The 26,039-nt window shown below is 62.6% G+C and carries 28 protein-coding genes; 4 read left to right on the top strand and 24 right to left on the bottom strand.

Translation table 11 applies throughout. The annotated features are described in order from the left end of the window. Positions 1–6: 6 nt before the first annotated feature. The 7 genes from KTR60_RS08340 to hemL all read right to left on the bottom strand — a co-directional run bounded on the left by KTR60_RS08340 (position 7) and on the right by hemL (position 7,936). Positions 7–1,668: a MinD/ParA family ATP-binding protein gene (locus KTR60_RS08340; RefSeq protein WP_228402025.1), complete on the bottom strand. Its 1,662-nt coding sequence runs from the start codon at positions 1,666–1,668 to the stop codon at positions 7–9. 143 nt (positions 1,669–1,811) lie between these two features. Beyond that, positions 1,812–2,774 (bottom strand): c-type cytochrome biogenesis protein CcsB, encoded by a 963-nt coding sequence (ccsB, locus tag KTR60_RS08335; RefSeq protein ID WP_047268895.1) that lies wholly within the window; start codon positions 2,772–2,774, stop codon positions 1,812–1,814. Continuing rightward, on the bottom strand, positions 2,771–4,435 hold the full coding sequence (gene resB, locus KTR60_RS08330) for a cytochrome c biogenesis protein ResB (protein ID WP_042453041.1): 1,665 nt from the start codon (positions 4,433–4,435) through the stop codon (positions 2,771–2,773). Before resB ends, ccsB begins: the two co-directional genes overlap by 4 nt. Beyond that, positions 4,432–5,280: a cytochrome c biogenesis CcdA family protein gene (locus KTR60_RS08325; protein ID WP_007735278.1), complete on the bottom strand. Its 849-nt coding sequence runs from the start codon at positions 5,278–5,280 to the stop codon at positions 4,432–4,434. The genes resB and KTR60_RS08325 overlap by 4 nt, the downstream gene beginning before the upstream one ends. A gap of 2 nt (positions 5,281–5,282) precedes the next feature. Further along, positions 5,283–5,888 (bottom strand): TlpA disulfide reductase family protein, encoded by a 606-nt coding sequence (locus KTR60_RS08320; protein WP_007735280.1) that lies wholly within the window; start codon positions 5,886–5,888, stop codon positions 5,283–5,285. Further along, complete coding sequence (locus KTR60_RS08315; protein ID WP_003941868.1) at positions 5,885–6,544, bottom strand: histidine phosphatase family protein; 660 nt, start codon at positions 6,542–6,544, stop codon at positions 5,885–5,887. The genes KTR60_RS08320 and KTR60_RS08315 overlap by 4 nt, the downstream gene beginning before the upstream one ends. 66 nt (positions 6,545–6,610) lie before the next feature. Next, positions 6,611–7,936, bottom strand: a complete 1,326-nt coding sequence (gene hemL, locus KTR60_RS08310; RefSeq protein WP_037129903.1) for a glutamate-1-semialdehyde 2,1-aminomutase — start codon at positions 7,934–7,936, stop codon at positions 6,611–6,613. A 110-nt stretch (positions 7,937–8,046) separates the two neighbouring features. Here hemL and KTR60_RS08305 point away from each other — a divergent pair, with 110 nt between their 5' ends. Both KTR60_RS08305 and KTR60_RS08300 read left to right on the top strand, forming a co-directional pair. Then, on the top strand, positions 8,047–8,394 hold the full coding sequence (locus tag KTR60_RS08305; protein ID WP_007735283.1) for a hypothetical protein: 348 nt from the start codon (positions 8,047–8,049) through the stop codon (positions 8,392–8,394). Positions 8,395–8,453: 59 nt separating this feature from the next. After that, entirely contained in the window at positions 8,454–10,385 is a 1,932-nt protein-coding gene (locus KTR60_RS08300; protein ID WP_024487810.1) for an acyl-CoA dehydrogenase, read from the top strand. A 40-nt stretch (positions 10,386–10,425) separates the two neighbouring features. Here KTR60_RS08300 and KTR60_RS08295 read toward each other — a convergent pair whose 3' ends face one another. After that, the gene (locus KTR60_RS08295; RefSeq protein ID WP_065352130.1) at positions 10,426–11,442 is read right to left on the bottom strand and encodes an ABC transporter permease; all 1,017 of its coding nucleotides are present in this window, start codon (positions 11,440–11,442) and stop codon (positions 10,426–10,428) included. 131 nt (positions 11,443–11,573) lie between these two features. Here KTR60_RS08295 and KTR60_RS08290 point away from each other — a divergent pair, with 131 nt between their 5' ends. After that, entirely contained in the window at positions 11,574–12,134 is a 561-nt protein-coding gene (locus tag KTR60_RS08290; RefSeq protein ID WP_003941925.1) for a TetR family transcriptional regulator, read from the top strand. On the opposite strand, the gene KTR60_RS08285 is transcribed toward KTR60_RS08290, so the two are convergent. From KTR60_RS08285 to KTR60_RS08245, 9 genes are all read right to left on the bottom strand, one after another. Next, entirely contained in the window at positions 12,125–13,000 is an 876-nt protein-coding gene (locus tag KTR60_RS08285; RefSeq protein WP_118606352.1) for a TIGR03619 family F420-dependent LLM class oxidoreductase, read from the bottom strand. The genes KTR60_RS08290 and KTR60_RS08285 overlap by 10 nt on opposite strands. Then, entirely contained in the window at positions 12,997–14,655 is a 1,659-nt protein-coding gene (locus KTR60_RS08280; RefSeq protein WP_065352128.1) for an ABC transporter substrate-binding protein, read from the bottom strand. Before KTR60_RS08280 ends, KTR60_RS08285 begins: the two co-directional genes overlap by 4 nt. Positions 14,656–14,679: 24 nt before the next feature. Continuing rightward, positions 14,680–15,741, bottom strand: coding sequence for a DUF1214 domain-containing protein (locus KTR60_RS08275; RefSeq protein ID WP_042925645.1), 1,062 nt, complete (start codon positions 15,739–15,741; stop codon positions 14,680–14,682). 89 nt (positions 15,742–15,830) lie between these two features. Then, positions 15,831–16,976, bottom strand: coding sequence for a sulfotransferase family protein (locus KTR60_RS08270; RefSeq protein ID WP_073512135.1), 1,146 nt, complete (start codon positions 16,974–16,976; stop codon positions 15,831–15,833). Between the two features lie 22 nt (positions 16,977–16,998). Continuing rightward, on the bottom strand, positions 16,999–17,790 hold the full coding sequence (locus tag KTR60_RS08265) for an SDR family oxidoreductase (protein ID WP_064113990.1): 792 nt from the start codon (positions 17,788–17,790) through the stop codon (positions 16,999–17,001). Further along, positions 17,784–18,143, bottom strand: a complete 360-nt coding sequence (locus KTR60_RS08260; RefSeq protein WP_205907643.1) for a nuclear transport factor 2 family protein — start codon at positions 18,141–18,143, stop codon at positions 17,784–17,786. Before KTR60_RS08260 ends, KTR60_RS08265 begins: the two co-directional genes overlap by 7 nt. A 24-nt stretch (positions 18,144–18,167) precedes the next feature. Next, on the bottom strand, positions 18,168–20,069 hold the full coding sequence (gene cysN, locus KTR60_RS08255; protein ID WP_007735300.1) for a sulfate adenylyltransferase subunit CysN: 1,902 nt from the start codon (positions 20,067–20,069) through the stop codon (positions 18,168–18,170). Further along, positions 20,069–20,974, bottom strand: a complete 906-nt coding sequence (gene cysD, locus KTR60_RS08250) for a sulfate adenylyltransferase subunit CysD (RefSeq protein WP_019744365.1) — start codon at positions 20,972–20,974, stop codon at positions 20,069–20,071. The genes cysN and cysD overlap by 1 nt, the downstream gene beginning before the upstream one ends. Then, positions 20,971–21,717 (bottom strand): 3'(2'),5'-bisphosphate nucleotidase CysQ, encoded by a 747-nt coding sequence (locus KTR60_RS08245; RefSeq protein WP_058227480.1) that lies wholly within the window; start codon positions 21,715–21,717, stop codon positions 20,971–20,973. Before KTR60_RS08245 ends, cysD begins: the two co-directional genes overlap by 4 nt. A gap of 254 nt (positions 21,718–21,971) precedes the next feature. Between KTR60_RS08245 and KTR60_RS08240 the strand changes: the two genes are divergently transcribed. Further along, positions 21,972–22,583 (top strand): TetR/AcrR family transcriptional regulator, encoded by a 612-nt coding sequence (locus tag KTR60_RS08240; protein WP_003942004.1) that lies wholly within the window; start codon positions 21,972–21,974, stop codon positions 22,581–22,583. A gap of 12 nt (positions 22,584–22,595) precedes the next feature. Here the strand turns inward: KTR60_RS08240 and KTR60_RS08235 are convergent, their stop codons facing one another. Genes KTR60_RS08235 through hemB form a run of 7 tightly spaced genes read right to left on the bottom strand, consistent with a single transcriptional unit; the run spans position 22,596 to position 26,034 of the window. After that, complete coding sequence (locus KTR60_RS08235; RefSeq protein WP_003942012.1) at positions 22,596–22,877, bottom strand: metal-sensitive transcriptional regulator; 282 nt, start codon at positions 22,875–22,877, stop codon at positions 22,596–22,598. Between the two features lie 31 nt (positions 22,878–22,908). Continuing rightward, positions 22,909–23,181: a hypothetical protein gene (locus tag KTR60_RS08230; RefSeq protein ID WP_007735305.1), complete on the bottom strand. Its 273-nt coding sequence runs from the start codon at positions 23,179–23,181 to the stop codon at positions 22,909–22,911. Next, complete coding sequence (locus KTR60_RS08225; protein ID WP_003941872.1) at positions 23,174–23,689, bottom strand: hypothetical protein; 516 nt, start codon at positions 23,687–23,689, stop codon at positions 23,174–23,176. Before KTR60_RS08225 ends, KTR60_RS08230 begins: the two co-directional genes overlap by 8 nt. Next, positions 23,682–24,119 carry a hypothetical protein gene (locus tag KTR60_RS08220; RefSeq protein WP_003942066.1) on the bottom strand — a complete coding sequence of 146 codons (438 nt, stop codon included), beginning with the start codon at positions 24,117–24,119 and terminating at the stop codon, positions 23,682–23,684. Before KTR60_RS08220 ends, KTR60_RS08225 begins: the two co-directional genes overlap by 8 nt. A 15-nt stretch (positions 24,120–24,134) precedes the next feature. Then, a complete protein-coding gene (locus tag KTR60_RS08215; protein ID WP_003941930.1) occupies positions 24,135–24,290 on the bottom strand; it encodes a hypothetical protein in 156 nt (51 codons plus the stop codon). A gap of 57 nt (positions 24,291–24,347) precedes the next feature. Then, complete coding sequence (locus KTR60_RS08210) at positions 24,348–25,010, bottom strand: hypothetical protein (RefSeq protein WP_003942024.1); 663 nt, start codon at positions 25,008–25,010, stop codon at positions 24,348–24,350. Between the two features lie 49 nt (positions 25,011–25,059). Continuing rightward, the gene (gene hemB, locus KTR60_RS08205; RefSeq protein WP_007735309.1) at positions 25,060–26,034 is read right to left on the bottom strand and encodes a porphobilinogen synthase; all 975 of its coding nucleotides are present in this window, start codon (positions 26,032–26,034) and stop codon (positions 25,060–25,062) included. Positions 26,035–26,039 lie beyond the last annotated feature (5 nt).

Raw genomic sequence — 26,039 nt, 5'->3', positions numbered from 1 at the left:
ATCCGATTACCTCCCCGTCAACGCGAACGGGGAGGCCGGAAAGTCCTGGGCAACCACCGCAGCCAACTCCAGCACCGCTTCCCGAGTACCTGGACGCAGCCGGTCCAGATCGATTTCGGCGCCCTCTTCCAAATGCGGATCGAACGGAATCAGTTTCACCGCTCGACAGCGCTGCTCGAAGTGCTCGACGACCCGCGGCAGATCAACCTTGCCCGACCGAGACCGTACCGCGTTGATGACAGCTACGGACGTGGCGACCAGCCTGCTGTAACCGTGAGCGTCGAGCCAGTCAAGTGTTGCGGAGGCGCTACGTGCACCCTCGACGGAACCGGAACTGACGACGATCAACGAATCTGCACCTTCGAGAATGGCCTGCATCGCCGAGTGCATCAATCCGGTGCCGCAATCGGTCAGAACTATGCTGTAGAACTTCTCGAGCATGTCGACCGTGCGCGTGTAGTCCCCACCGCTGAAGGCCTCTGAAACTGCTGGATCGCTGTCGGAGGCAAGCACTTCGAGCCGGTGTCGATTTTGCGATGTGTAGCCACGGACGTCGCTGTACTTCTCGATGCTGTTCTCGTCGCGCAGCAGGTTTCGCACTGTTGCCGGAGTTTCGAGCGGGATCTTCTGGCTCAGCGTTCCCCGGTCGGGGTTTGCATCGACAGCGACGACGCGATCGCCGCGGATCGAGCCGAACATCGACCCCAGTGTCGCTGTGGTCGTGGTCTTTCCGACGCCGCCTTTGAGACTGAGCACCGCAACCTTGTAGCAGCCCTGCAGCGGCTGGTTGATCTGGCGCGTCAACTCGACGAGGTGCTGCTCTTTTGCACCGTTTCCGAGGTTCACCGATCGGCCGGACAACGTGTACAGCGCCTTGCGCCAGCCACCCACCGGGGCAGGCCGGACAGGCCGCTTGACGAGGAGCGCAGCCGAGAGATCTTGCGCAGTCATCGGGAGAGCGGACTCGAAGCGACTGTCCGGAGCCGAGGTGAGTCCGGTCTGCGGCATCGGAGCGCGAGTAGGTGGCGCCGTCGGCGGGGCCATCGGCACGGCCTGACCATTCTGGAGGGTGTGGCCGTTCTGCACCGGCGCAGCGCCGGGATGACCGAACTGCCGAATCGCGGGATTGGGCGGATGGACGCCGGGCGAAAAAGGTGCCTGCGGTTGCTGGAGCGGTCTCGGGGATGAATGCGCCGTCGGGCCGGGCTGCGAATTCTGAACAGGATGCAGGTTCTGAACAGGCTGCGAGTTCCGAACAGGCTGCGAATTCTGAACAGGCTGCGGAACGCCAGTTCGTGAATCCGGAAGCGACCCTCCACGATTCGTAGGTTCGTAGGTCTGCATCGGCATCGCAGGCGAGGTCGAGAACTGGCCGTTGATCGGGCCTGGCTGCGCTGCCGGATACTGGATGACCGGAGTCTTGGGACCTGGTACCGGAGCCGCTGGGGTCGTCGTCGGCGGCGGAGCGGCGGGTGCACTGGGCGCCTGGCCGGCGACTTGCTGGAGCGGCCCGGAGTCGACCGGGGCCACGAAGAGACTACGAACGTCGCTGGGAACCGAGTCCGATGACGGCTCGGGCGCGGATGCGCGCGGCTCGCGCCGCGTCGGCTCGGCAGGGCGCACCGGCTCCCACAATCCTGCTCCGGCGTCTTCAATCTTGTCGACCATCTCGCCGCTCCCCCTCGTCGATCCCACAGCTACCAGACAGCTAGTAATTCGCCAAGCTGCATCGTAACTGTTGCCCGCCCCTGACGTACCGACCGGTAATACCTACAGACCGGTCGGCAGCCACCCACGGTACCTCGAGAGGATCAGGTGAGTCCCGCGTAGGAGTGCAAGCCGGAGACGACCATGTTGATGATGAAGAGATTGAACAGCATCGCAACAAAACCGGCGATGTTGATCCAGGCGGCCTTCGTCTCCCGCCACCCGGACGTTGCCCTCGCATGCAGGTAGGCCGCGTAGATCACCCAGGCGATGAAGGACATCGTCTCCTTCGGATCCCAACCCCAGAAGCGTCCCCACGCAGCTTCCGCCCAGATGGCACCGAGGATGACGCCGGCGCCGAACAGCGGAAACGCGATGATCGTGCTCTTGTACGCCAAGCGGTCGAGAGTCTGGGCATCCGGCAGTCGCTCTGCGATCCGGCCACCGATGCTCGTGCCTTCCTCACCGGGCGGGAACTTCAGTCGCAGCAGGAACAGAAGGCTCGCGATACCGCCGATCATGAAGATTCCGGAGCCGACGCTGACGATCGTCACGTGAATCGGAAGCCAGTACGAGCGTAGCGCCGGCACCACGGGAGCCGCGTCGGCGTAGAGGACCGTGCCGGCGAGGAACATCAAGATCAGAACCGGCACCAGCAAGAAGACCCACATCGGACGGTACGCCGGCTTGATCAACAGGACGTGCCCGACCAGCAACGACGCCGCACACGCCATCGCCACGAATTCGTACATGTTGCCGAGCGGGAATCGTTCCGTCGCAAATCCGCGGAGCACGATCGACGCGATGATCAGCACCGTTCCGACGACCAGGACAGCTCGGCCCATTCCGCCGAATCGTTCCGAGAGCGACTTGCTCGGAGTCTCCGCGACCCTGCCAGGCACGGATGCGTCGACACCGCCGGCGGAGACCAGTTCCTTGTCCTGAACCGCCTTTGCTCTGGCCGACGCGTACTGCACGATGAGCAGCACAAACGCCAGCACGAGCACGGTGAAGGCGGACTTGAAGGCCCAGTCGCTGTACTGCGCGAGTGTCTCGTTCGTTGTCATCGGGCGTTCTCCTGCGCGTGCGGTTGGTTCACCGCGGTGGTCGGATTGCTTTTCAGCAAGCGGTCGGCGAGGCGGTCGAACTCGTCGCCCCAGCCTGCGTGGTCGGTGCGGGCAAGCCCACCAAGTTCTACTACAGTACGTCGTTCGTCATCTGGATAGATACGTGCCCAGACGCGGCGACGCTTGATCACGAGCGAGACGAGTAGGCCCGCCATCATGGTCAACGCCGAAACCAACACCCACACCTGAGCGGGATCGTGGGAGACCTGCAGGTTCACGAAGTCGACGGCACCATCGAATCGCACCTGGGTTCCGTCGGCAAGCGTCGCGCTCTCCCCCGGAAACAGATTGACTCGATCCTGCTTGACCAGTCGGCCCTGATTGATCAGTTCGGTGTTGAGTTCGAACAGCGATTGCGGGTTACCGGTATCGAGTCCGGTGTCGCCCTTGTAGATGTCGATGGCGACTGCCGGATCGTTCATCGCCGGGTAGCTCGACGACAGCAGGTTGCCGTGGAACAGCGCGGTGGGCGCGAACAATCCTTCGATGGCAATCTGATTCTTCCGACGCTCGTCCGCATCGGGATACATGCCGCCCGGCGGGTCGAAGCGCATCGCGCCACTGCTGAGGAACGTCGTGGCGTCGTCCGGACGCCACTGGAGCGTCTCGGTGCGGGTCTCACCGTTCGGGAACGTGACGGTGAATGTCGGCGCGTATCCGTGTCCCTGCAGGTACACACGATCGCCGGCGATCCGCAGTGGGTGGTTCACCTGGATGGTCGTGTCCCGCCAGGTATCGGACTCGAGGTCGTCGCCTGCCTGGTACGAGATGTCCGAGGTGAACATCTCGGCCTGACCGGTCTCGAGGTAGTCGGCCTGGAAATTCTTCACACGTACACACAGCGGGGTCATGCCGGTGCCGTCGAGGCTCAGACCGGCGACGAAGGAGTCGAACACTGCCGGCGAGGTCGTGCAGAACCCGGGGCCGTCGTTGGCGATGACGATGCGATTGCCCTCGTAGCCGAACAACTTGCCCGCGGCGATCGCGATCAACAATCCGACCAGCGAGAGGTGGAACACGAGGTTGCCGAACTCGCGGAGGTATCCCTTCTCCGCCGAGATGGTGATCTCGCCTTCGCGTCGTGATTTCGAATCGCCGCGACGCGTTTCGACGCGCCACCCGCGCAGTTCTTTCGACACCCGGGCAGCAAGTTCGTCAGGAGTCTCGCCGTCCACGACGCTCGTGGTGTGGTGCGGCAGGCGAGCAAGATTGCGCGGCGCATTCACCGGACGGGTGCGCAGCGCCTTCGCGTGCTCCACGCAACGCGGCAGGATGCAGCCGACCAGCGAGATGAAGAGCAATGCGTAGATCGCGGTGAACCAGAAACTGCTGAACACGTCGAACAATTCGAGGCGGTCCATCCACGGACCGAGCGTCGGACGCGCGGCGATGTAGTCGGTGACCTTGCCCTCGTTGAGGGTTCGCTGTGGCAGCAGGGCGCCGGGGATCGCAGCGAGCGCGAGGAGGAACAGCAGTACCAGCGCGGTCCGCATCGAGGTGAGCCCGCGCCAGGTGTTGCGCCCGAGTGCAACGACTCGACCGATCACCGACTGCTTCGGCAGCACGGGTTTCGGGTGGTCGTTATTGTCGTCAGCTGTCATATCGGCAGCGTCACCTCCGAGATAAATGCGTCGCGAACCCAGCCGACGAACTGGTCCCACGCGCCGGTGACGAGGGCGATTCCCACTGCCACCAACATGATTCCGCCGAAAATTTGAATGGTGCGTGCATTACGACGCAACCAGCCGACGCCGGTCAGCGCGCGCGCGGATCCCAGCGCCAAGATGATGAACGGCAGGCCGAGTCCGATGCAGTATGCGACGATCAACGTGACACCACGCGCGGCCGTCATCCCGTCGGTTCCCGCCGCTACGGACATCACGCCTGCCAATGTCGGACCGAGGCACGGCGTCCAGCCCAGAGCGAACACTCCCCCGAGCAGCGGCGCACCCACCAGTGACGACACGCGACGCGGTTCGAAACGAACGTCCTTCTGCAGCGCCGGAATCAGCCCGATGAAGACGAGACCCATTGCGATGGTGACGACACCGCCCACTCGCATCAGGACCTCGCGGTTGACGAGCAGCGTGGAGATTACGCCGAATACCGACGCGGTCGCGAGGACGAACACAACGGTGAAGCCCGCGACGAACAGTCCGGCCGCACCGGCCACCCTCAGTCGACTGCTCCGGGTGATCGTCCGCGTCTTCGCTTCTTCGGCGGTGATCGCGGGAGCGTCGGCACCGACGACGCCGGCCAGGTAGGACAGGTAGCCGGGAACGAGCGGCACGACGCACGGTGAAGCGAACGACACCAGACCGGCGAGCACACAGGCGCCGAGGGCGAGCAGAAGCGGACCGGACGACGCCGCGTTCTGAAACGCTTCGCCCACACCGGCACTCAATGTGTCGCTGCCGGCCAGCAGCGTAGTGGTCGTGGTTGTCATCTTTACTGCGCGTCTTCCTGAGCTACTCGCTGGACGACGGGCAGCAAATCCTCGGCGAGAAGTTCTTGGAGGAACACCGCGGCGACGCGATGCTGGCGGTCCAGGACGATCGTCGTCGGAATGACCGACGTGGGGTAGCCGTCACCGAGGGCGATCAGCGAACGCATCGACGGGTCGTAGATCGACGGGTACGAGACCTTGTTGTCGACCACGAAGTCCTGCGCTTTGTTCTTGGTGTCGTCGCGGACGTTGATGCCGAGGAACTGCACGCCCGAATCCTTGGTCTGCTCGTAGACCTGTTCCAGGTCGTCGGCTTCGGCGCGGCACGGTCCGCACCACTGACCCCAGACGTTGAGGACGACGACCTTGCCCTCGAAGTCCTCGACACCGACCTTCTGACCTTCGTTCATCAGATCGGGCCCGGAGAGCTTGCCGATGGTGCCTCGGTCGGACGGCGGATCGTAGAAGATCTTGGTTTGTCCGCCCGGTGAGACGAAGTCGAAAGTTCCGCCCTGTGCGACGGCGTCGTCGCCGGTCGCGCAGGACGAGAGAAGAAGCATCGCCGACGCAGCGGCTGCGAATGCTGCGGCGATGCGGCGCGAAATCATGCTCCTGTCACTCTCGGGTCGGAGGCGCCGGCAGGTTCGGAGTAGACGATGTCGACCAGGGTGTCGCCTTCGTAGACCAGTGACGTCAACGACGCCAGTCCACACTGACGGTGACGGGGATCGTGCCACAGACGCTCACCCTGCAGGAATCGACGCAGAGTCCAGACCGGAAGCTGATGGCTGACGACGACGGCTTCGTGTCCGACTGCCGCGACGCGTGCGGCATTGACGGCTGCGAGCATGCGATGCGCGATCTGCAGGTAGGGCTCGCCCCAGGACGGGGTGAACGGGTCACGCAGTTTCCACCAGTGACGCGGACGCGAGAGCGCACCGTCCCCGACGGCAACCTTGAGACCCTCGAACTCGTTGCCTGCCTCGATCAGGTTTTCGTCCGTGACGATGTCGAGCTTGTGTGCCTCGGCGATCGGAGTCGCGGTCTCTTGCGCCCGCTGCAGCGGCGACGCGACCACGTGGGTGATGTCGTGATCGGCGAGCACCGACGCGACCGCACGAGCCTGAGCTTCGCCCGCCACCGACAACCGGAAGCCCGGGAGCCGTCCGTAGAGGATCCCGCGCGGGTTGTGTACTTCGCCGTGGCGCAGGACGTGGACGATGGTGCGGGTGGACGTGTGGTCGGGGTGATCGGCGTCGGTCACAGTCGAGGGTCCTCGCTGAAGATGATGGATGTCGGAAGCGTGCGGGTGTTCTGGAATGGGAACTGGTCAGGGCTTGACGGCAGCAGCTGCGGCCTTGGCTGCGTGAGGCATGGCGTCGGCGATGATCGAGAAGGCTCGATCGTCGAGGGCTGCGGAGACGAACCACGCTTCGAACGCGCTCGGCGGCGGGTACACGCCGCGGGAGAGCAGTGCGTGGAAGAAGGCGGGGAATCGCCAGGTCTGCGCGGCTTTGGCTTCGTCGTAGTTGGTCACCGTGTTCTCGGTGAAGAACACGCTCACCAAGGTGCCTGCGTACTGCACTCGGTGTTCGACGCCTTCGGCGGTGAGTGCTTGGGTCATGAGGTCGCCGAGGGCGGTCGCGTTCCGGCCGAGCTTGGCGTACACCTCGGCGTCGGCGGCGCGCAGGCTCGCGAGTCCGGCGGCGACGGCTACGGGGTTACCCGAGAGGGTGCCTGCCTGGTAGACGGGACCGTCCGGTGCGAGGTGGCCCATGATGTCGGCGCGGCCGCCGAATGCTGCGGCAGGCAGGCCGCCGCTCATGACCTTGCCGAAGGTGTAGAGGTCGCCTGCGACGTTGTCGATGCCGTACCAACCCGAGGCACTGACGCGGAATCCGGTCATCACCTCGTCCATGATCAGGAGTGCGCCGTGCTCACGGGTGAGACGACGCAGACCCTCGTTGAAACCGGGAAGCGGTGCGACGGCGCCCATGTTTCCGGCGGCAGCTTCGGTGATGACGCACGCGATGGCGCCGGGATTGGCCGCGAAGGCCGCGGCCACCGCGTCGAGATCGTTGTAGCGCACGACGATGGTGTCTTCTGCTTGAGCGCCGGTCACGCCGGGAGAGGTCGGCAGCCCGAACGTCGCGAGGCCGGATCCGGCGTCGGCGAGAAGGGCGTCGACGTGGCCGTGGTAGCAACCGGAGAACTTGACGATCTTGGTCCGCCCGGTGAATCCGCGGGCGAGGCGGACTGCGCTCATCGTGGCTTCGGTTCCGGAGTTGACCAGGCGAACCTTTTCCACGGGCGCGACGCGGGCGACGATTTCCTCGGCGAGAGCGACTTCGCCTTCGGTCGGCGCACCGAAGGAGAGACCTCCGAGCGCGGCTTCGCGAACGGCTTCGACGACTGCCGGGTGAGCGTGCCCGAGAATCATCGGACCCCAGGACGACACCAGGTCGACGTAGTTGTTTCCGTCGACGTCGGTGAGGGTGTAGCCGGATGCTTCGCGAATGAATCGCGGTGTTCCGCCGACCGAACCGAACGCGCGGACGGGCGAGTTGACGCCACCCGGAATCACGTTGCCGGCACGTTCGAAGAGCCGAGCGGAGTTCGTTGCATGCACGTCGGGATCACCGGAAGACACAGTCACGGCTTCCAGTGTCCCAGTTCTGTCGAATCTGACAACGACAGGGTGTAGGACTTCGGTGCTCGAGGCGAGTTTTCCGGTCGAACCGGGCCCCGCGTGAGACGATTCCGGGCATGAAGCGACTGTTGACGACGCTGATGGTCTCGGCTGCGATTCTTCTCACATCGTGTGGTTCGGACGCTTCGAACGACGACAAGGCGACAGTTTCGTCGCCGCCGAGCGCCACCGACTCGGCTCGAACCACCGCGGCGACGAGCACCGACCCCGCGTTTCTCGGCGGGTGTTCGGCGGTGTCCGTCTACGTTCAGCAGCGTGTTCAGAGCGGCGACACGTCGACCCAGACGGCGGGCGCCGACTTCCTGAAGATCGTCGAGAACGACCCTTCGTACCAGGCTATGTCCGAGAGCGAGAAGGAACTCTTCCGCCAAGGAATCGAAGCGGGTGCCGCGGGCTCCTGCTGAATGTGAGGTTGGGATCGAACCGGGTTGCCCGCGGTGCGCTACGCGCTATCGTCGGTTCCATGGCCACCACAGCGGACCACCTCAGGACAACACTCGACGGACGCTGGCGGGAGGTGCGTGAGCGCGTTCGCGGCGAATTGAACGACGAACGTTTTGCTCCGCACTACACACCCAACACCGCCATTGCGCGCTCCAAGGCTCTCGAACAGATGCGGGTCCTCGCCGATCTCGGGTACGCCGCAAACGGTTTCGCCGTCTCTCACGGCGGAACGGGCGACGCGGGTGGCGCCGTCACCAGCATCGAGATGCTCGCGATGTCCGACCTCTCACTGATGGTCAAGGCCGGCGTCCAGTGGGGTCTGTTCGGCGGCGCCATCGAAAACCTCGGCACCGAGCGTCACCACCAGGCGTACGTCAAGCCGCTGATCGATCTGGACCTGCTCGGTTGCTTTGCGATGACCGAGACCGGTCACGGCAGCGACGTCCAGGAACTCGAAACCACGGCGACCTACGACGTCGAGACGGGCGAGTTCGTCGTCAACTCCCCCACTCCGTCCTCTCGCAAGGACTACATCGGCGGCGCTGCCCAGCACGCCACCGTCGCAGCGGTGTTCGCACAGCTGATCACCGGAGGCGAAAGTCAGGGCGTCCACTGCTTTGTCGTGCCGATTCGTGACGACGCCGGCAACGACCTCCCCGGCGTCACGACGTCCGACTGCGGGCTCAAGGGTGGACTGCCCGGAGTCGACAACGGCCGCATCGTCTTCGACCAGGTCCGCATCCCGCGTGAGAATCTACTCAACCGTTACGCCGACGTCGCCGAGGACGGCACGTACAGTTCGGCGATCGAGAACCCGAACCGTCGTTTCTTCACGATGGTCGGCACACTGGTTCGTGGACGTGTCACCGTCGGTGGTTCCGCGGCAGCGGCCGCCCGCGTCGGATTGGCCATCGCCGGTCGATATGCCCTGCAGCGCAGGCAGTTCAGTGCTCCGAAGAGTGACGACGAAGTCCTGATCATGGACTACCTCGTCCACCAGAAGCGCCTGCTACCGTTGATCGCCCGCTCGTACGCTCTGCAGTTCGCACAGAACGAACTCGTAGCCGCGATGCACGACATCCAGAGCAGCGACGACCCGGATCCGCAGGAGCAGCGCGAACTCGAAGGTCGCGCCGCCGGACTCAAGGCCGCCAACACCTGGCATGCCACTCGGGCCATCCAGGAGGCACGCGAAGCCTGCGGCGGCGCAGGCTATCTCGCCGAGAACCGCCTCACCGCACTCAAGGCGGACACCGACGTCTTCACCACGTTCGAGGGTGACAACCACGTTCTGACGCAGTTGGTCGCAAAAGAACTCCTCACCTCCTACGCCGACGAAGTCCGCGGCATGAGCCCTGTCGACTGGATGCGCTTCGCCGCTACGACGGTCTCCGACGTGGTCAAGAAACGCACGGCAGCGCAGCAGATCCTGCAGACGATCGTCGACACTCGCCAGGACAACGAAGAGGACGGCAGCCTCTTCAATCGCGGCACCCAGATGAAGATGTTCGAAGACCGCGAAGAGTACCTACTCGCCACTGCGGCAAGGCGATTGCAGGCAGCACAGAAGCGCGAGGAGAACCCGTTCGACGCGTTCAACTTCGTGCAGGACCACGTACTCAAAGCCGCTCAGGCGCACATCGAGCGCGTCATCCTGGAAGCATTCGTCGCCGGCATCGACTCGTGTGAGGACGAGACCGCAAAGGAACTCTTCGGCGAGGTGTGCGATCTCTACGCACTGTCCGTGATCGAAGAGGACAAGGCCTGGTTCATGGAGCACCGGCATCTGTCGGTGGAGCGTTCGAAGGCCGTGACGCGCGGAATCAACGAGCGTTGCCGCACCCTGCGCCCCCACGTCGAGACACTGATCGACGGGTTCGGCATTCCGGACATCCTGCTGGGGTCCGCGATGCTCGACGGACCGGGCACCGACGCGGTACGGCTGAAGTAAAGGGTTCGGGTGGGGTCGGCAATCGCCGGCCCCACCACACTCAGTGCGCTGCTGCCTTTTTCGACTGGCGAGAGGCGAGCAGTCCGGTCAGGCCGAGTGCCGCGACCAGCCAGATCCCCAGAACGAGCAGGTGCGGTCCGGCGCCGTTGCCACTGAAGTAGATGACGGAGCGGATGGGCTCCATGGCTGCCGATCCGAGCCAGAACGAATGGATGTGCTGCCAGAATCCCGGCAGGAACGACACCGGAATGGCACCACCCGAACTCGGGAAGTTGATGAAAACGAGCACCGTCAGCACCGCGAAGATCGCGGCTTGGCCGAGCAGTCGATTGAGCAGAATGCTCACCGCACCGACGGTGAACGTGTAAACCATCGAGATTCCCAGCAGTTGCAGGATCTGGCCGAACGACGCCCCGAAGGCGTGCATGAAGATGCTGGTGATGCCGAAGGCTATGAGCGGGGTGAGTATCGCCGCACCGGCCAGGATCGAATACTGCTCGCGCAACCGCATTCTCGGCGCAACCTGACTGAGCACCGTGATGGTCAGGTAGCCACCGAGGGTGCAGACGATCAGGAAGTAGAAGAGTCCGACAGTCGAGGAGTCGCGCGCCGTGACAGGCGCCGAGTCGATCACCGTGACCTGCTGCCCCGTCTGCTCCGCAACCGAATGCGCCAAGCTGCTCACCACGGAAACCGTCGAGGCGCCCGCGCCGGTGGCGATATGTGCGGTCACGGTGTCACCGATCTCGATGGCGCCGATCGCATCGCGGTTGTCGATCCGAGAGAGTGCGTCGGCGGCGTTGGCTGTGGCAACGATGTCGAACTTGTCACCCGTCGAAGCCTGGATTCCGTCGATCAGCGGGGCCGTGACGGACGGCGACCCGACCACCACGATCGGTGCCTGATTCGGCGTCGGCGCATGGAAGGCGCTGACGTAGCACAGGCAGAACATGATGACGAAGAACAACGGAAATGCGAGTCCACTGCCCACCATCTTCCAATTGGTCGGCGGATCGACAACTTCTTCGCTGGGTACTCGGACGTCGGTATCTGTCATATTCCACGCTCTCTTCACTAACCGCATCTAGCTGTCAACACCGTTGACAGACTCAACAGTCAACACCGTTGACACGTTATAGTCAACGCCGTTGACAACGCGGTCGGCGAGCGAGCACGGAGGTCGATGTCGTGACACCCACGAGGCACACGCCAGAGCAGGAGCAACCCTCGACATCCGAGGCGATTCGCGCGGCGGCGTTCCAACTGTTCGGCGAGCACGGGTTCGGCGGCACGTCAGTTCGCGCCATCGCCAAAGTTGCCGGAATCGATCCGGCCCTGGTCATCCGGCATTTCGGGTCCAAAGAAGCACTGTTCCTGGAAACCACGCCGGTTGCGGACTACTTCGAAGGCCAGTTCGACGGCCCACTCGACACCCTCGGTGAGCGAATCGCCGCCTTCGTCCTGGGCAAGGCCGACGCCCGGATGCTGTCGGTGTACACAGCGCTCATGCGAGCGTCGGACAGTCCACGCATCCGGGAGCGACTCAGAGACATGACCGGAGTATTCGCCACCAATCTCGCCGCTCGTCTAGACGGCGAAGACGCGTACACCCGCGCACTCCTGGTCTCCGCCCAGGTGTCCGGGCTGTTGAGCGTCCTCAGCGACGAGAGTATCCCCCAGTCCGCAGATCGCGACGAGTTGGCAAAACTCTACGGCCGGGCGATGCAGACGCTGATCGATCAGTACTGAGCGATGACCTCCTCGGCAAACCGCCGAACGGAGTCGAGTCGCCCCTGACGATCACCGGCGTCAACTCCGTAGCGATACCAGGGCAAAACTCTGATTTCCGTGACTCCGAGAGTCTCGAGTTCGCGATATCCGTCCAGATCACGAACATCCGTCGGCGAGACGTTGACGCCGAAAGGAACATCGGCACGACCGTACTCGACCCGCAATTCCGTGAGACAATCGATGGCGCAGGCTAATTCGGCTTTGGTCGTGTTCACCGACATCCAACCGTCAGCCAGCCTGGCTGCACGACGCAACCCCGGTTCGCTGTGCCCACCGATGTAGATCGGAACCGGAATCTCCGGAGCAGGACTGATCATCAGAGCGTCGAAATCGTAGTGCTTGCCGTGGTATTCGACCCATTCCGGCCCACGTCCCGCACACACCGCCTTGATGATCTCGATGGCTTCGTCGGTACGCGCGCCGCGGGTGCGCATCTCGGTACCGGTGAAGGTGAATTCCTCGGGAATCCAGGACAAACCGACGCCGAGAGCGACGCGGTTCCTCGACATCACGGCCATGGTCGCGACCTGCTTGGCTGTCAACAGCGGATCGCGCAGTGGAAGTTTGAACACGTTGGTGTAGAACTGAATTCGCGATGTGACGGCCGCCATCGCCGCCATGGCAATGAACGGATCAGGCATCGGCGTTTCCGGCGCCCACATCCGCTTCCCGTCAGCAGTGTACGGGTACGGCGCCGACACCTGCTCCGGATAGAACACGGAATCCGGCATCGCGATTCCGTCGAACCCCACCTCTTCGGCGACCTGCGCCAACTCGCACAGTTCCAGGGCGTCGATCATCGCACCCGCCAAGGACCACTTCATCGTTCCACCGTTTCGCCGTTGGGCGAGATCCAAGCGCCGCCCAAGAACATGATGTCGGTGATGTTGCGTACGACGCCGTGAACGTTGCCGTCCCATGCGGTCAACACCGACGCCGGCCCCCAGATCACGTAAGGCACAGTCACGTTGGCGTACTCCTGCACCTTGCTGATCGCCTCACGGACAGCATCGTCCGTCGATGCCGTCTGCACAGCTGTGATCATCGCGTCCATCTCCGGGTCCGCGAAGCCGGACGGGTTGTTCTTCGAATCACTGGCCATACTGTTGTACAAATTGAGGTACGGCGCTTCTTCTCCGACCGGAGCGCCACCTCTGGTCATGTCGAAATCGTGGTCCTTGTATACCCGTCGAACCAGATCGGTCACATCGGTCGCGTAGTCGATGGTGACGTCGAAACCGATCGCGTTCAGCGACGCCTGAACCGTCAGTGCCGTCGCCTGTTGGCTCGGCTCCGAGGTGGTGAGGTAGCGGAGTTTCCCGTCGTACCCGTCGGACTTCGCTTGATCGAGCAGCGCCTTTGCCTTCACCTGATCGAACGGAATGCCTGCTGTGTTGTTGAACCAACGTGACGTCTGCGGGACCAGTTCGGAACTGGCGGTGCCCAATCCGTTGTTCGCCCGGGTATTGACCGCCGCCGGATCCACCCCGTAGGCGATCGCCTGACGGACGCGAACATCGGCCCCGGGCTTGCCCTCACGGTTGTTGATCGTGCCGATCCCGTTCTGTCCGGTCGGACTGAGGTAACCCGAGTATCCGTCGTCGAGAGCTTGTTCGATCACGGCCTCGTCGCGGAGAATGTACGTCATGTCGATCTGGCCGCTCTTCAACGATTCGTACTGAGACTGCGCACCCGACGTGGGAACAAACCGCACTGTGTCCAGTGGAGGTTTACCGCCCTGATAATCCGTGCGTGCGGCGAGTACCAGTTCTTCGTGCGGGGCGAACTTGGCCAAGGTGAACGGACCCGCCCCGATCGGTGTGAACGCTCTCTCCCCGGTTCCTGAAACCGACCCTGCCTCTCCCCCTGAACTTCGCGCAACGATCATTCCGGGCCCGAGCGACAACAGCGCCGGGAATTGACGCCAGGGCCGCTCGAGCACGAATTCGACTGTGGTGGCGTCGGGCGTCTCGATCCGATCCACGATGTTGAGCCAGGTCTGCGATACATCACCCTTGCCTGCCACGAATCGATCGATACTCCACTTCACCGCTTCCGCGTCGAGCGGACTTCCGTCGCTGAAGGTGAGGCCGTCAGCCAAAGTGACGGTGTACGAGGTGAAGTCGCTGTTGTTCGACAGTGTCTTCGCGAGTTGTGGCACGAAGCTCCCGTTTGTGGAGTCGCTGCGTACCAGCGTGTCGTAAATCGCGGCCATTTCGGTTCCGCCGGTCGAACCGGCGGCTTGCGTTCTCGTGGGGTCCAACGAGGAAGGGAACGAATAGGACCCGAAGGTGAGAACACCGCCGTCGATCCGCTCCCCCACATCTGGGGCGCCCACAAAACCAGCTGCGCCACTACTGCTCGGTGAAGCCGATCCCGAGTTGTCCCCACTGCTCGACGCGCAGCCGGCCAACATCAATGCACCGGCAAGCCCGAGCGCGACAAAGCGAGGGCCGAACCTAATCTTCCTGGTGTACATACGTTCCCAATCTCCGTCAGCGTGTCAGATCTTGACTACCTTCGACGTCGGGATCGGGTGCGAGTCCGCCTTGATCCAGCGCAGCGCCCATGTCCCCTCGGCATGCGAATCGGTGTCGATCCAGTTGCCATAACCCGGATCCTTCGCCGCCACGACGATTGTCATGGTGCCGTCGTCGTTGAGCTTCGCGGTGTGATTGTTGATGTAGATGTTCGTGCGGTTGTAGTCGAGGGACTCGACCCAGAAGTTCTGCAGCACGAAGTTGAAGTACTCGCAGTTCGGAACCTCGGTCTCGATGACCCACGCCTCGTCCTCGGCGAGCTTCCAGTAACCGTGGAAGTAGAAGATCGTCGGATCGCCGCCGGCATCCTGGAAGTAGTCCTGTCCCCAGTCGAAGATCTCGTTGGTGTGCGGCTGGAATTTGCGCGACCATTCCAGGAAGGTCTCCGCCATCCCCTTCACGATCCCGACGGACTTGGTGAGGCGCTCGCCGATCTCTTCCGGAGTCAACGGGACGAACTCCCCGTCCGGGTTCAGGCATTCGATGGTCAGATCACCGACAATCTCGTTGCGTCGATCCTGGTGAGTTTGCCGAACGGAGATGAGGTTGCTGTCGGGCGCCAAAGGCAGCCAAGCGCCCTCATCGGGCTTGTCGACGCTCGCGATGAACTCGAAACGGCCGTTCTCGTCGACCTCGAGGTCGTGGATATGCAGATCGCCGGTCTGCAGCATGGTGCCGTCGATGTGGTACCGATTTACGCGCGAGCCGAAGGTGATCAGCGGGACGGTGCCTCGGGTGCCGATGATCCGGTAGTTGTACTTACCGGAAATGTTGGCGCGCATGTAGACGTTGTCCGGGTTGTCGGCACCGATCTTCGTCATCATGTTCGGGTTCGGAGCCGACGAGAACTGCGGCCACCGTGGATCGGTGTACTCGACACAGTTGATCGTGCCGTACCGAAGCAACCGACTCAGGTAGCGGACGCCCTCGGCTTGAGTCAGCGGATCCTGAGGGACGATCTCGTCTTCCAGGACCTTTCCGACCTCGAGCAGATCTGCGCAGAACTTTTCCCAAACAGCATTCATGTGAATCTCCTTGTTTCGGTTGGGGCTTCGCCCCTGTGCGCCTTTTTGGTAGTCGGCACTACCAAAAAGGCGCACAGGGCCGGAGGCCTTCAGGGTGTGGTGGCGAACTTCGCTTCGACGTCGGCAGCGCTCACGCCGAAATCCTCGAGCGAATAGCGATGCGACGGACGACGGTGCTCGGCAAGGCTGGCCTGATGCGACGCCTCCACCGCGGCGCGGGCGTCGTCTGTGAAGGGCAGGGCGAACTGTGCATAGATCTTCTCGACGGTGCCGACCGCATCGGCGATGAAGTCCTTGTAGTCGACGTCGATGAACTGATCGGGGTTGTAACGGCTACGGGCATTGTTGAAGTTCGCATTCCCTCGCGCCCACAACTCCAGTTGCGTGCGCCCGATGGCCGGACGATCGAAGGCCCTCGACATGTCGTGTCCGCCCTGCTCTACGAGGCTGAAGGTGGACGCCATCGATGTCAACGGGTCCCGGAAGGTCCGAACGAACAGTGCATCCGGATAGACCGACATGATCTCGTCGATCGCGAAGACATGGCTCGGGCTTTTGAGCACCCACCGTCTGTCCTGGTCGTGCAGCCCGATCAACTGCAGGTTCTTCTTGTGCCGCGCATATGTTTCGGTCCAGTCCTGCTCCGCCAGCCACCGGGTGTAACTCGGCACGTACGCCACCGTCTCGAACGCGGTCGAGAGCATCGTCTGCTGCAGCAGCCGCCAGCATTCCTCGACCTCCTCCGCCCCCATGAAATGAACCTTCATCAGGTCTGCCTCGTTACGCTGGCGAGCACGGTAGAAGGCGTCGGAGCGAACGTAATCTTCGTTCTCCGACCACTTGTCGCGCTCGGGGCGCGGCTGCGGCGTCTCGGCGAGCCACATCTCGGCGCCCTGATGCGCCGGGTCGGCACCGAGCAAACGGTGCAGCGCGGTGCTGCCGGTGCGGGTCAACCCGACCACGAAGATCGGGCGTTCGATCGGAACATCTACGTGCTCTGGATATTTCGCGAATCCGGCCTCACTGGTCAGGCGACCCGCGAGCGCTCCGACGATCATCTTGCGAGCGATCACCTTGCCGTGAGGAGTGAGGTCGGCCTCGTTCTGGAACGACTCGAGGAGAACTCGAAGTCCTTCGAGATAGCTTTCGCTGCCGAAGTTTTCGTACCCGGCCGCCTCGCGCGCAGCCTGGTGCAGGTGATCGATGGAACCGATGCCGTCGTAATCCTGTGTCATGGCTAGTCCTTGTATGAGTTGATCAGTGGTGCGTGTGACCGCAGTTGACGTCGAGACATTGCCCTGTGATGGCCCTGGCTGAATCGGACAGGAGGAAGACGACAGCGTTTGCGATGTCATCTGGCTCCGGCAATCGGCGCAGATCGGCGCCCGCTGCGATCTCGTCGTAGATCACCTTGGGGTCGACTCCTGCCTCCGCCGCCTTCTTCTCGAACATGTTCTTGACCGAGTCCGCCCAGATATAGCCGGGAGCAACCGAATTGACTCGAACGCCCTTGGGACCGAGATCGATCGACAAACTGCGTGCCATTGCCAGGAGCCCGGATTTCATGATGCGGTAGGCCCCGAACCCGGGAAGCTGGTTGCGCAACACCATGGACGTGACCATCACGACGGACCCGTGCGACTCGATCAATGCCGGAGCAAATTCTCTGGTGACGTTCAACGCCGCGAGCAAGTTGATGTCGATGCCCGACTGGATGGACGCCACGTCGGCGTCCAGGAGCGGGACCTGCGCGGGTTGAACAAATGCGTTGTTCACCAAGCAATGCGCCGCACCGAACTCAGCGACAGTTGTCTCCGCCAACGAAGCGATCGAATCGACGTCGGTGAGGTTCGTCGGTACGGCCAACGCGATTCCGCCGCGGTCTCGAATCTCCCTTGCCACCGATTCCAAGCGCTCGGGTGTGCGGGCAGCCAGAACAACCTTCGCTCCGGCCGCCGCGCTCTGCAGCGCAATCGAACGACCCAGCGCCGGGCCCACTCCCGAGACGACGACGACCTTGCCTGCCAGCAGGCCCTGATGGGTCAGCACAGCGCCTGCGGATCGAGAACAACACTCAGGGAGATGATCTTGCCGTTCTCGTCGAACTCGAACACATCGGTGGCAGCGAAGTCAGGGATACCGGTGCGCTGCACCCGAAGCTGCATCGCTGCGTACTTTCCCGTCACCGAAATCGGACCGAGCAGGCTGACTGTGAAATCGACCTGCGCGTTCGCGGTATCGAATTCGCGAATCTCGTCGATGCCGCGGTAGGTCTGGACCCCCAGCGGTTCGTGTTGAACTGCGTCGGGCGCAAACAGCGCAACCAGTCCGTCGACGTCGTGACTTCCGAGACACTTGACGTAATCTTCTACGGCAGAAACTATTTCAGCCCTGTCAGGCATGGATGCTCCTCGTGTTCAGGCGGATCAAGAAATGGTTCCGCGGGCGCGGAGATGGTCGACGATCGCGATCGCAGCGTCCTCGGTCGTCGTGACACTGGTGTCGATGTGAATGTCAGGGTTCTGCGGCGGTTCGTACGGCGAATCGATTCCGGTGAAGTTCACCAACTCGCCCCGTCGAGCCTTCTTGTACAGCCCCTTGGGATCTCGCTCCTCTGCGACGGCAAGCGCGGTGTCGACGAAGATTTCGACGAACTGTTCGTCGCCGATCAATTCGCGGGCGGCATGACGCTCGGCCTCGAACGGTGAAATGAAGGACGCGAGCACGATCAGACCGGCGTCCGCCATCAGTCGGGTGACCTCGGTGACGCGACGGATGTTCTCGACGCGGTCGGCTTCGGTGAATCCGAGGTCTCGATTCAGCCCGTGACGGACGTTGTCTCCGTCGAGGAGGTAGGTGTGCGCGCCGAGTGCGTGCAGTTGACGCTCGACATCGTTCGCGATGGTCGACTTTCCCGAACCGGAGAGACCGGTGAACCACAGAACTGCGGGTTGGTGTCCCTTGAGCCTGGTGTGCGCGGCCTCGTCGACGTCGACGGATTGCCAGTGAATGTTGTCCGATCGACGCAGCGAGTGCGTGATCATGCCCGCACCGACAGTGCCGTTGGTGAGGCGGTCGATGAGGATGAAGCTACCGGTGTCACGGTTGCCGACGTACGGGTCGAACGGGACCGGTCGATCGAAACTGAGGTTGCACACACCGATTTCGTTGAGCGCGAGAGTAGTCGTTGCGGTCTTCTCGAGAGTGTTGACGTTGATCTTGTGTTTCGGTTTGGTGATGCGCGCAGTGACTGTGACGGTACCGATCTGGCACAGGAACGGCCGTTCGGGCAGCATGGGAGCCTCACCCATCCAGACGATGCAGGCCTCGAACTGATCGGCTACGGCCGGCGGATTGTCGCCGATGGACAGCACATCACCGCGACTGATGTCGATCTCGTCGGCGAGCGTGATGGTGACCGAGCGGCCCGCACCGGCAACGTCGAGGTCGCCACCCATGGTCACGATGCGCTCGACTGTGGACGTCTTTCCACTGGGGAGCACGCGGATGGGATCTCCGGGAGATACGGTGCCTGAAACGATCTGGCCGGAGAATCCGCGGAAGTCGAGGTCCGGCCGGTTGACCCACTGCACCGGCATCCGGAACGGAGCCGCGGCGGCAGCATCGTCGATGTCCACGCTTTCGAGATGCTCGATCAGGCTTGGTCCGGAATACCACGGGGTATTCGCACTGCGCTCGGTGAGATTGTCACCCATGTATGCCGACATCGGGATGGCGACGAACCCGTCCAGACCGATCTCGTGAGCGAACTCTGCGTAATCCGCGGTAATGGCATCGAAGACCTCTTGCGAGTAGTCGACGAGGTCGAGCTTGTTCACGGCAAGCACCACGTGCTTGATCCCCAGCAACGACACCAGATACGAGTGCCGGCGGGTCTGAGTCAGTATCCCCTTGCGGGAATCGACAAGGATCACAGCAAGATCGGCGGTCGACGCGCCCGTCACCATGTTTCGGGTGTACTGCTCGTGCCCCGGAGTATCGGCGACGACGAACTTGCGTCGCTCGGTCGTGAAGTAGCGATAGGCGACGTCGATCGTGATGCCCTGCTCACGTTCGGCGGCGAGACCGTCGACCAGGAGCGCGAAATCGAGCCCCTCCCCCTGGGTTCCGCTCTTGCGCGAATCGGCTTCGAGCGCCGTCAACTGGTCGTCGAAGACGAGTTTCGATTCGTAGAGCAGACGGCCGATCAAGGTGCTCTTGCCGTCGTCGACGCTGCCGCACGTGATGAATCGCAGCATGCTCTTGTTCGCATGACGTTCGAGGTACGCCTCGATGTCGTCAGCGATCAGATCCGAGGAAACAGTCATCAGAAGTACCCCTCTTGCTTCTTCTTCTCCATCGACGCACTGGAGTCGTGGTCGATGACCCGTCCCTGGCGTTCGGAAGTGGTGGTGAGCAACATTTCCGAGATGATCTCGGTCAGGCTCGTGGCGGTCGATTCGACGGCTCCGGTCAGCGGGTAGCAGCCGAGGGTGCGGAAACGAACGCTCTTGAGTTCCGGAGTCTCTCCCGGCAGCAAGGGCATCCGGTCGTCGTCGACCATGATCAGCGCACCGTCCCGCTCGACGACGGGCCGCTTGTCGGCAAAATACAGCGGAACGATCGGAATCTCTTCCTGGCGTATGTATTCCCACACATCCAGCTCGGTCCAGTTCGAGAGAGGGAAGACGCGCAGGCTCTCGCCCGGCGCTTTGCGGACGTTGTACATCCGCCACAGTTCCGGTCGCTGCTGCTTGGGATCCCAACGGTGCGCAGCTGATCGGATCGAGAAGATGCGTTCCTTGGCGCGGGATTTTTCTTCGTCACGGCGGGCGCCGCCGAATGCAGCGTCGAACTTGTAGTGATCGAGGGCTTGTTTGAGGCCTTCGGTCTTCCACATGTCGGTATGGACAGCGCTGCCGTGAGTGAACGGGTTGATCCCCTGCTTCACGCAGTCCGGGTTGGTGTGGACGATCAGATCGAGATCGCCTGCAGCGGCGGTACTGTCACGAAGTTTGTACATTTCACGGAACTTCCACGTGGTATCGACGTGCAGAAGCGGAAACGGCAGCTTCGACGGATAGAAGGCCTTGCGCGCCAGATGCAGCATCACGGCGGAGTCCTTGCCCACCGAGTACAACATCACCGGGTTCTCGCTCTGGGCAACAGCTTCACGCATGATGTGAATGCTCTCGGCTTCGAGTCGTTCGAGGTGCGTCAGTGTCGCGGTCATCGGCCCAGTTCCTCCAGTGCTTTCGGGGCGAGTTCGGGTCGGCAGATCAGCAGATCCGGCAACCACGGGTTTTCCTGGTTGTAGCGCAGTTCGCTGCCATCGATACGCGAAACATGCAGTCCCGCAGCACGTGCGACAGCAACGGGCGCCGCCGAATCCCACTCGTACTGTCCGCCCGCATGTGCATAGATGTCTGCCTCACCCGAGACGACAGCCATTGCTTTGGCTCCGGCGGATCCCATTTCGATCAACTCCGCGCCCATCGAGTCGGCCATGCGCATGACCGGTTCCGGACGACGCGTCCGCGATACGACGACTCGAACCGGCGTCGCGGCATCCCGTTCGGTTCGATCATCGCTGCTCGAATAGGTGACGCCAAGGGCAGGCATTGCGACCGCACCTGTTGTGAGGACACCGTTTTCGGTCAGTGCAACATGAACGGCCCAGTCCGGTCGTCCGGCCTCGCCGTACTCACGGGTGCCGTCGAGAGGGTCGACGATCCACACCCGATCCGCAGCCAGCCTCGCGAGGTCGTCAGCCCCTTCCTCCGACAGCACTGCATCCGCAGGAAAGCGTCGGGCAAGTTCGGCGACGATGAATTCGTGACTGAGCCGATCAGCCGCGTTCTTGAAAGTCGCGACATCACCGTCGTTTTCGCCGAGGGATTTCCGATGGTCGAGCAGAAGTTCTCCAGCCGTAGCGGCGATGTCGATCGCCGCGCGTTCATCGTTAGTGCGTGTCATAGGTACTCCACAACTGTGTAGACCTCCCGATCGATACGGGAAGAAAGGTCAGGCAGACCGCAGAGTGTCCAGCGCTTTGCACTGGCCTCGATGTGGTCTGCGCCATACCGTAACACCAGAATGAACGATGTTCATTCTATTTCGAACAATGTTCATTCTATGATCTGCGTCACATTGGTTTCTGGGTGGCGTTCGACAACGAACAGTGTTCGATGTGAATTGAGGATGCCGACCACCGCGACTACGGTGATCAAATGAGCAGTACCAGCAGCAAGTCGATCTACGGCGACGCCGAAGTGCGTCGACGCCGAACTCTCGACGCGGCGATCTCGCTTCTGGACGAAGGAGGCTACTCCGCGCTCACGATCCGCGCTGTCGCCAAACGAGCCGGCACCAGCACTGGCCTGATCTACCAGTACTTCGTCGACAAGCAGGACATCTTCGCCGCCCTCCTCAGCGAAAGTCAGCTGGAAATGGCGGACTTCGTGAACTCGCTCCCCCGCGAGCAGGGACTGAGCGCCTTACTCGAGTCCATGATTTCCGAGTTTGCTCGGCACTGGGCACGGGTGGGTCGACTCACCACCACTTGGCGCGACATCGAAGGCATGGCCGGGTCCGACCGAGAAAGCATGCGGGAACTTCACGCATCCGTAGCGGTCTACAACTCGGCATTGATTCGAGCGCTCACCGAATCTGCTGCAGCCGAAGGGAGCCGGTTGATCGACGACCCCGCGTTGATCCATCTCGTGCTCTCCGGACTCAAAGGCCTGTCGGACACCATCGTCATCAACATCGCCAAAGAAGTCACACCCGAGTACTTCGTGAGCTTCTCCGCCCGGGCGCTCGCGCGGTCCATCACGGAGTGACGGACCGACACCTTACGAACGAACGAGGCGAGCGATGGCCGCCTGAGCTTCCTTGATCTTGACGTCCGCTTCCGGACCACCCTGCTTGGCAGCTTCGACGACGCAACCCGCAAGGTGGGCGTCGAGAAGCTTCAGGGACACGGACTGCAACGCGCTCGTCGCGGCGGATACCTGGGTGAGCACGTCGATGCAGTACCGGTCGTCTGCGACCATGCGTGAAATTCCGGCTACCTGACCTTCGATACGACGAAGGCGCTTGAGCAGATCGTCCTGCTCGGGGCTGTAACTACTCATACCGCAACTATACCCCCTACCCGTATGAGGGCTACTGCGATGCGACGAAGCCCACCCGGACGCGGCGCACGACATCGATGGCCATCAGCCCCGCAACCAGAATCGACAACCCGGCGCCCGAGATCCAGAGACCGTCGTAGTGCGTGCTCTCGAACGGTGGAGCGCCCTCCAGTATCGGTCCGAAGTCGGACGTCGTCGTACCCGCTCGCCAGCACACGACCGCCAGAATCGTTGCGGCGACGATACCGAGTACACCGATCCACGTCTTCACGTCGACACGCGGGGATGGCTGTGGCTCAGTCATCGGCAGACCCGTCCGGTTCGACACCAACCACAACGACCTGACTCAACGCCTCGCGCAGTGCCTGATCGTCCTTTGCCCACGCCCGCACCAATCCCCCGGTGGTCAAACGTAAGCCGATACCGTGCCGACGCCTGGGCACTCCGGACAGCTCACCGAGCGCGCGTGCCGTTTCCCACGGTTCCATTTCGTCCTCGTAGGCAGCGTCGTCGGACTCCGGGAACACCTCGGCGATCTCGGTGATCGGCACCTCTTCGGTTCCCTGACGCAACGTGGTCGCGGTCAGAAGTACGCTCGCGTGCCGCCGTGCTGCGATCACCTGCACGTAGACCAATCCGGTGAGGATCACGGCGAACATCGCCAGACCGAACCAATGCACCACCGGGCCCGTGAACAGTTCGATGACCAAGGCGATCAGGCAGAAGATCGGACCGAACGCGATGGCCCACCACCGAGAACCCGGTTCGTAGTACAGAACGTCCGGGCCGATTTCCGGCGCGCGATCAGCCACGGGCAAACCAACTTCGGGTGGTGTCGCGGTAGATCGCGACGCAGGCACAGATCAGCATGACGGGAACAACCAGCGCGAGCACGGTACTGATCCCGGCGACGACCAGCGCGATCTGCAGCACCGCGAACACTCCGGACACGATCACCAGGATCCGTCGGCACAACGCCCTTCCGGCGCGAGTGGGACCGGCGAGGCCGCCGATCGCGAGGCCGGTCAACAGCAGAACCAGCCCTGACACCCGCACGAAGGTGACGTAGATGTCGATGTTTCCGGCCGAAACGCCTTGATCGGTGAACTGCTCACGCAACGAATACGAAGCGCTGGTGACATTGATCAGGCCGAAGAGTATAAGCAGGAACGCGCTGGCGATCCACAGCCAGAATGCTGCCTCGACAGCCGTCGGGCGCCTGACCTTCGTAGAGATACTCACGGGTTCAAGTGTGCGCTATCCGCTGACGATGCCCGGAATCATGAGCATCAGGAGTGTCACCAGAACAGAGGCTCCGAGGATCGCGAACAAGATCACTTCGGTGCGTGAACCACGTTGGCGCAGTGGCGCGTCGTGGGTGCTTTCCGTACGCAGGGCTTCCTGAGAACTCATCGCGTCCGACCTCTCCCCTACTACTTCAGTGACCCGTTTCACAGTACCCCGAGCTACCTACCGGTTCCCCGCCGGGGGGAAACGAAGAAAGTACGGATTGGACTCTTTTCGGTGCATCATCACGATCGCCCCGACAGCAGCAACTGCCTGCAGGATTTCCGCTCCGCCGAACAGCAGAGTGGCCGCGCCGCCGTCGCCGCCGAGCCCGAAGATCACCGGGATCGCGGAGACCAGCATGAAGACGCCACAGAACGTCAGCAACATTCGAGCCCAGTTCTTGCCGCGACTCATCGCGCGCACGAACAGAAGGAACACCGCGGTGACGATCACGACCAAAACCGCAGAGAACACGATGACCAGTGGGAACATGCCCTCCACGTCGGAACGCGTCAGACCGGCGTCGACAGCTGCCTGATTTCTGAGCATCTCGTCGACGAACATCGACTTCTGCCCGAGCAGCATCCAGATCATCGCGCCGCCCTGGACCAACCCCAGCGCCGTCACAGCCCACCACAACTGAATCGCAGTCACGACGTCCGTCGGCGGCTCGGGTTTCGGCGCAGGTCCCGGGTATCCGTTGTAACCGGGGCCGTATCCCGGGATCTGACCCGTCGGCATCGGTCCGAGTTCGCGGTACGGCTGATTCTCGAACGGCTGGTTCTCGTAGGGAGGTTCCCGGCGGGGCGGTTCCTGGCGCGACGGCGGCCACTGCTCGGTCATGACACCAGCGTATCGGTCGATACCGGCGCAGCCACCATGCGTGACTCCGTCACAGCCATCCGGCAACTTCCGACGCCCAGTACGTGAGGACCACGTCGGCACCGGCGCGGCGAATGCTGATGAGCGATTCGAGAATCGCCGCGTCCCGATCGATCCACCCGTTCTGCGCGGCCGCGGTGATCATCGAGTACTCCCCCGAGATCTGGTACGCAGCGACCGGAACCGGGGACCGGTCGGCGGTCTCACGCAGAATGTCCAGGTATGACATTGCAGGCTTGACCATCACCATGTCGGCGCCCTCGGCGACGTCGAGGTCTACCTCGCGCATCGACTCGCGGCGATTGGCGCCGTCCTGCTGATACGTACGACGGTCGCCTTGCAGTGAGGATCCGACGGCTTCACGGAACGGCCCATAGAACGCTGACGCATATTTCGCGGCATAGGCGAGCTGACCGACATCGACATACCCCGAAGCATCGAGTGCACCGCGGATCGCAGCCACCTGACCGTCCATCATGCCGCTGGGACCGAGCAGGTGCGCACCCGATTCAGCTTGTGCGAGAGCCATTTCGACGTATCGGATCAAGGTCGCGTCGTTGTCGACAGCGCCGCCGGCAGTCAACACGCCGCAGTGGCCGTGATCGGTGAACTCGTCGAGGCAGGTATCGGCCATGATGACCGTCGAATCGCCGAGTTCGTCTGCCAGAGCGCGCAATCCGACGTTGAGGATTCCGTCGGGATCGGAGGCACCGGACCCCTGGGGATCCTTGTCCTCCGCCTTCGGGACACCGAACAGCATCAGGCCACCGACGCCGGCTTCCACCGCTTCCACCGCTGCGGACCGCAGCGAATCGAGAGTGTGCTGGAAAACGCCTGGCATGGAACTGATCTCACGCGGTGCGTCGATGCCGTCGGCGACGAACATCGGCAAAACGAGGTGCCGGGGTTCGAGCGAGGTCTCTGCCACGAGTCGCCGGAGCGCAGGAGTGCGCCGGAGCCGGCGAGGGCGATGAGTGGGAAACACGAGAA

The organism is Rhodococcus sp. C1 (assembly GCF_020809065.1).
GTDB lineage: Bacteria > Actinomycetota > Actinomycetes > Mycobacteriales > Mycobacteriaceae > Rhodococcus_F > Rhodococcus_F qingshengii.
The sequence above is the reverse complement of the archived record's forward strand: the minus strand, read 5'-3'. Positions and strand labels throughout refer to the sequence as shown.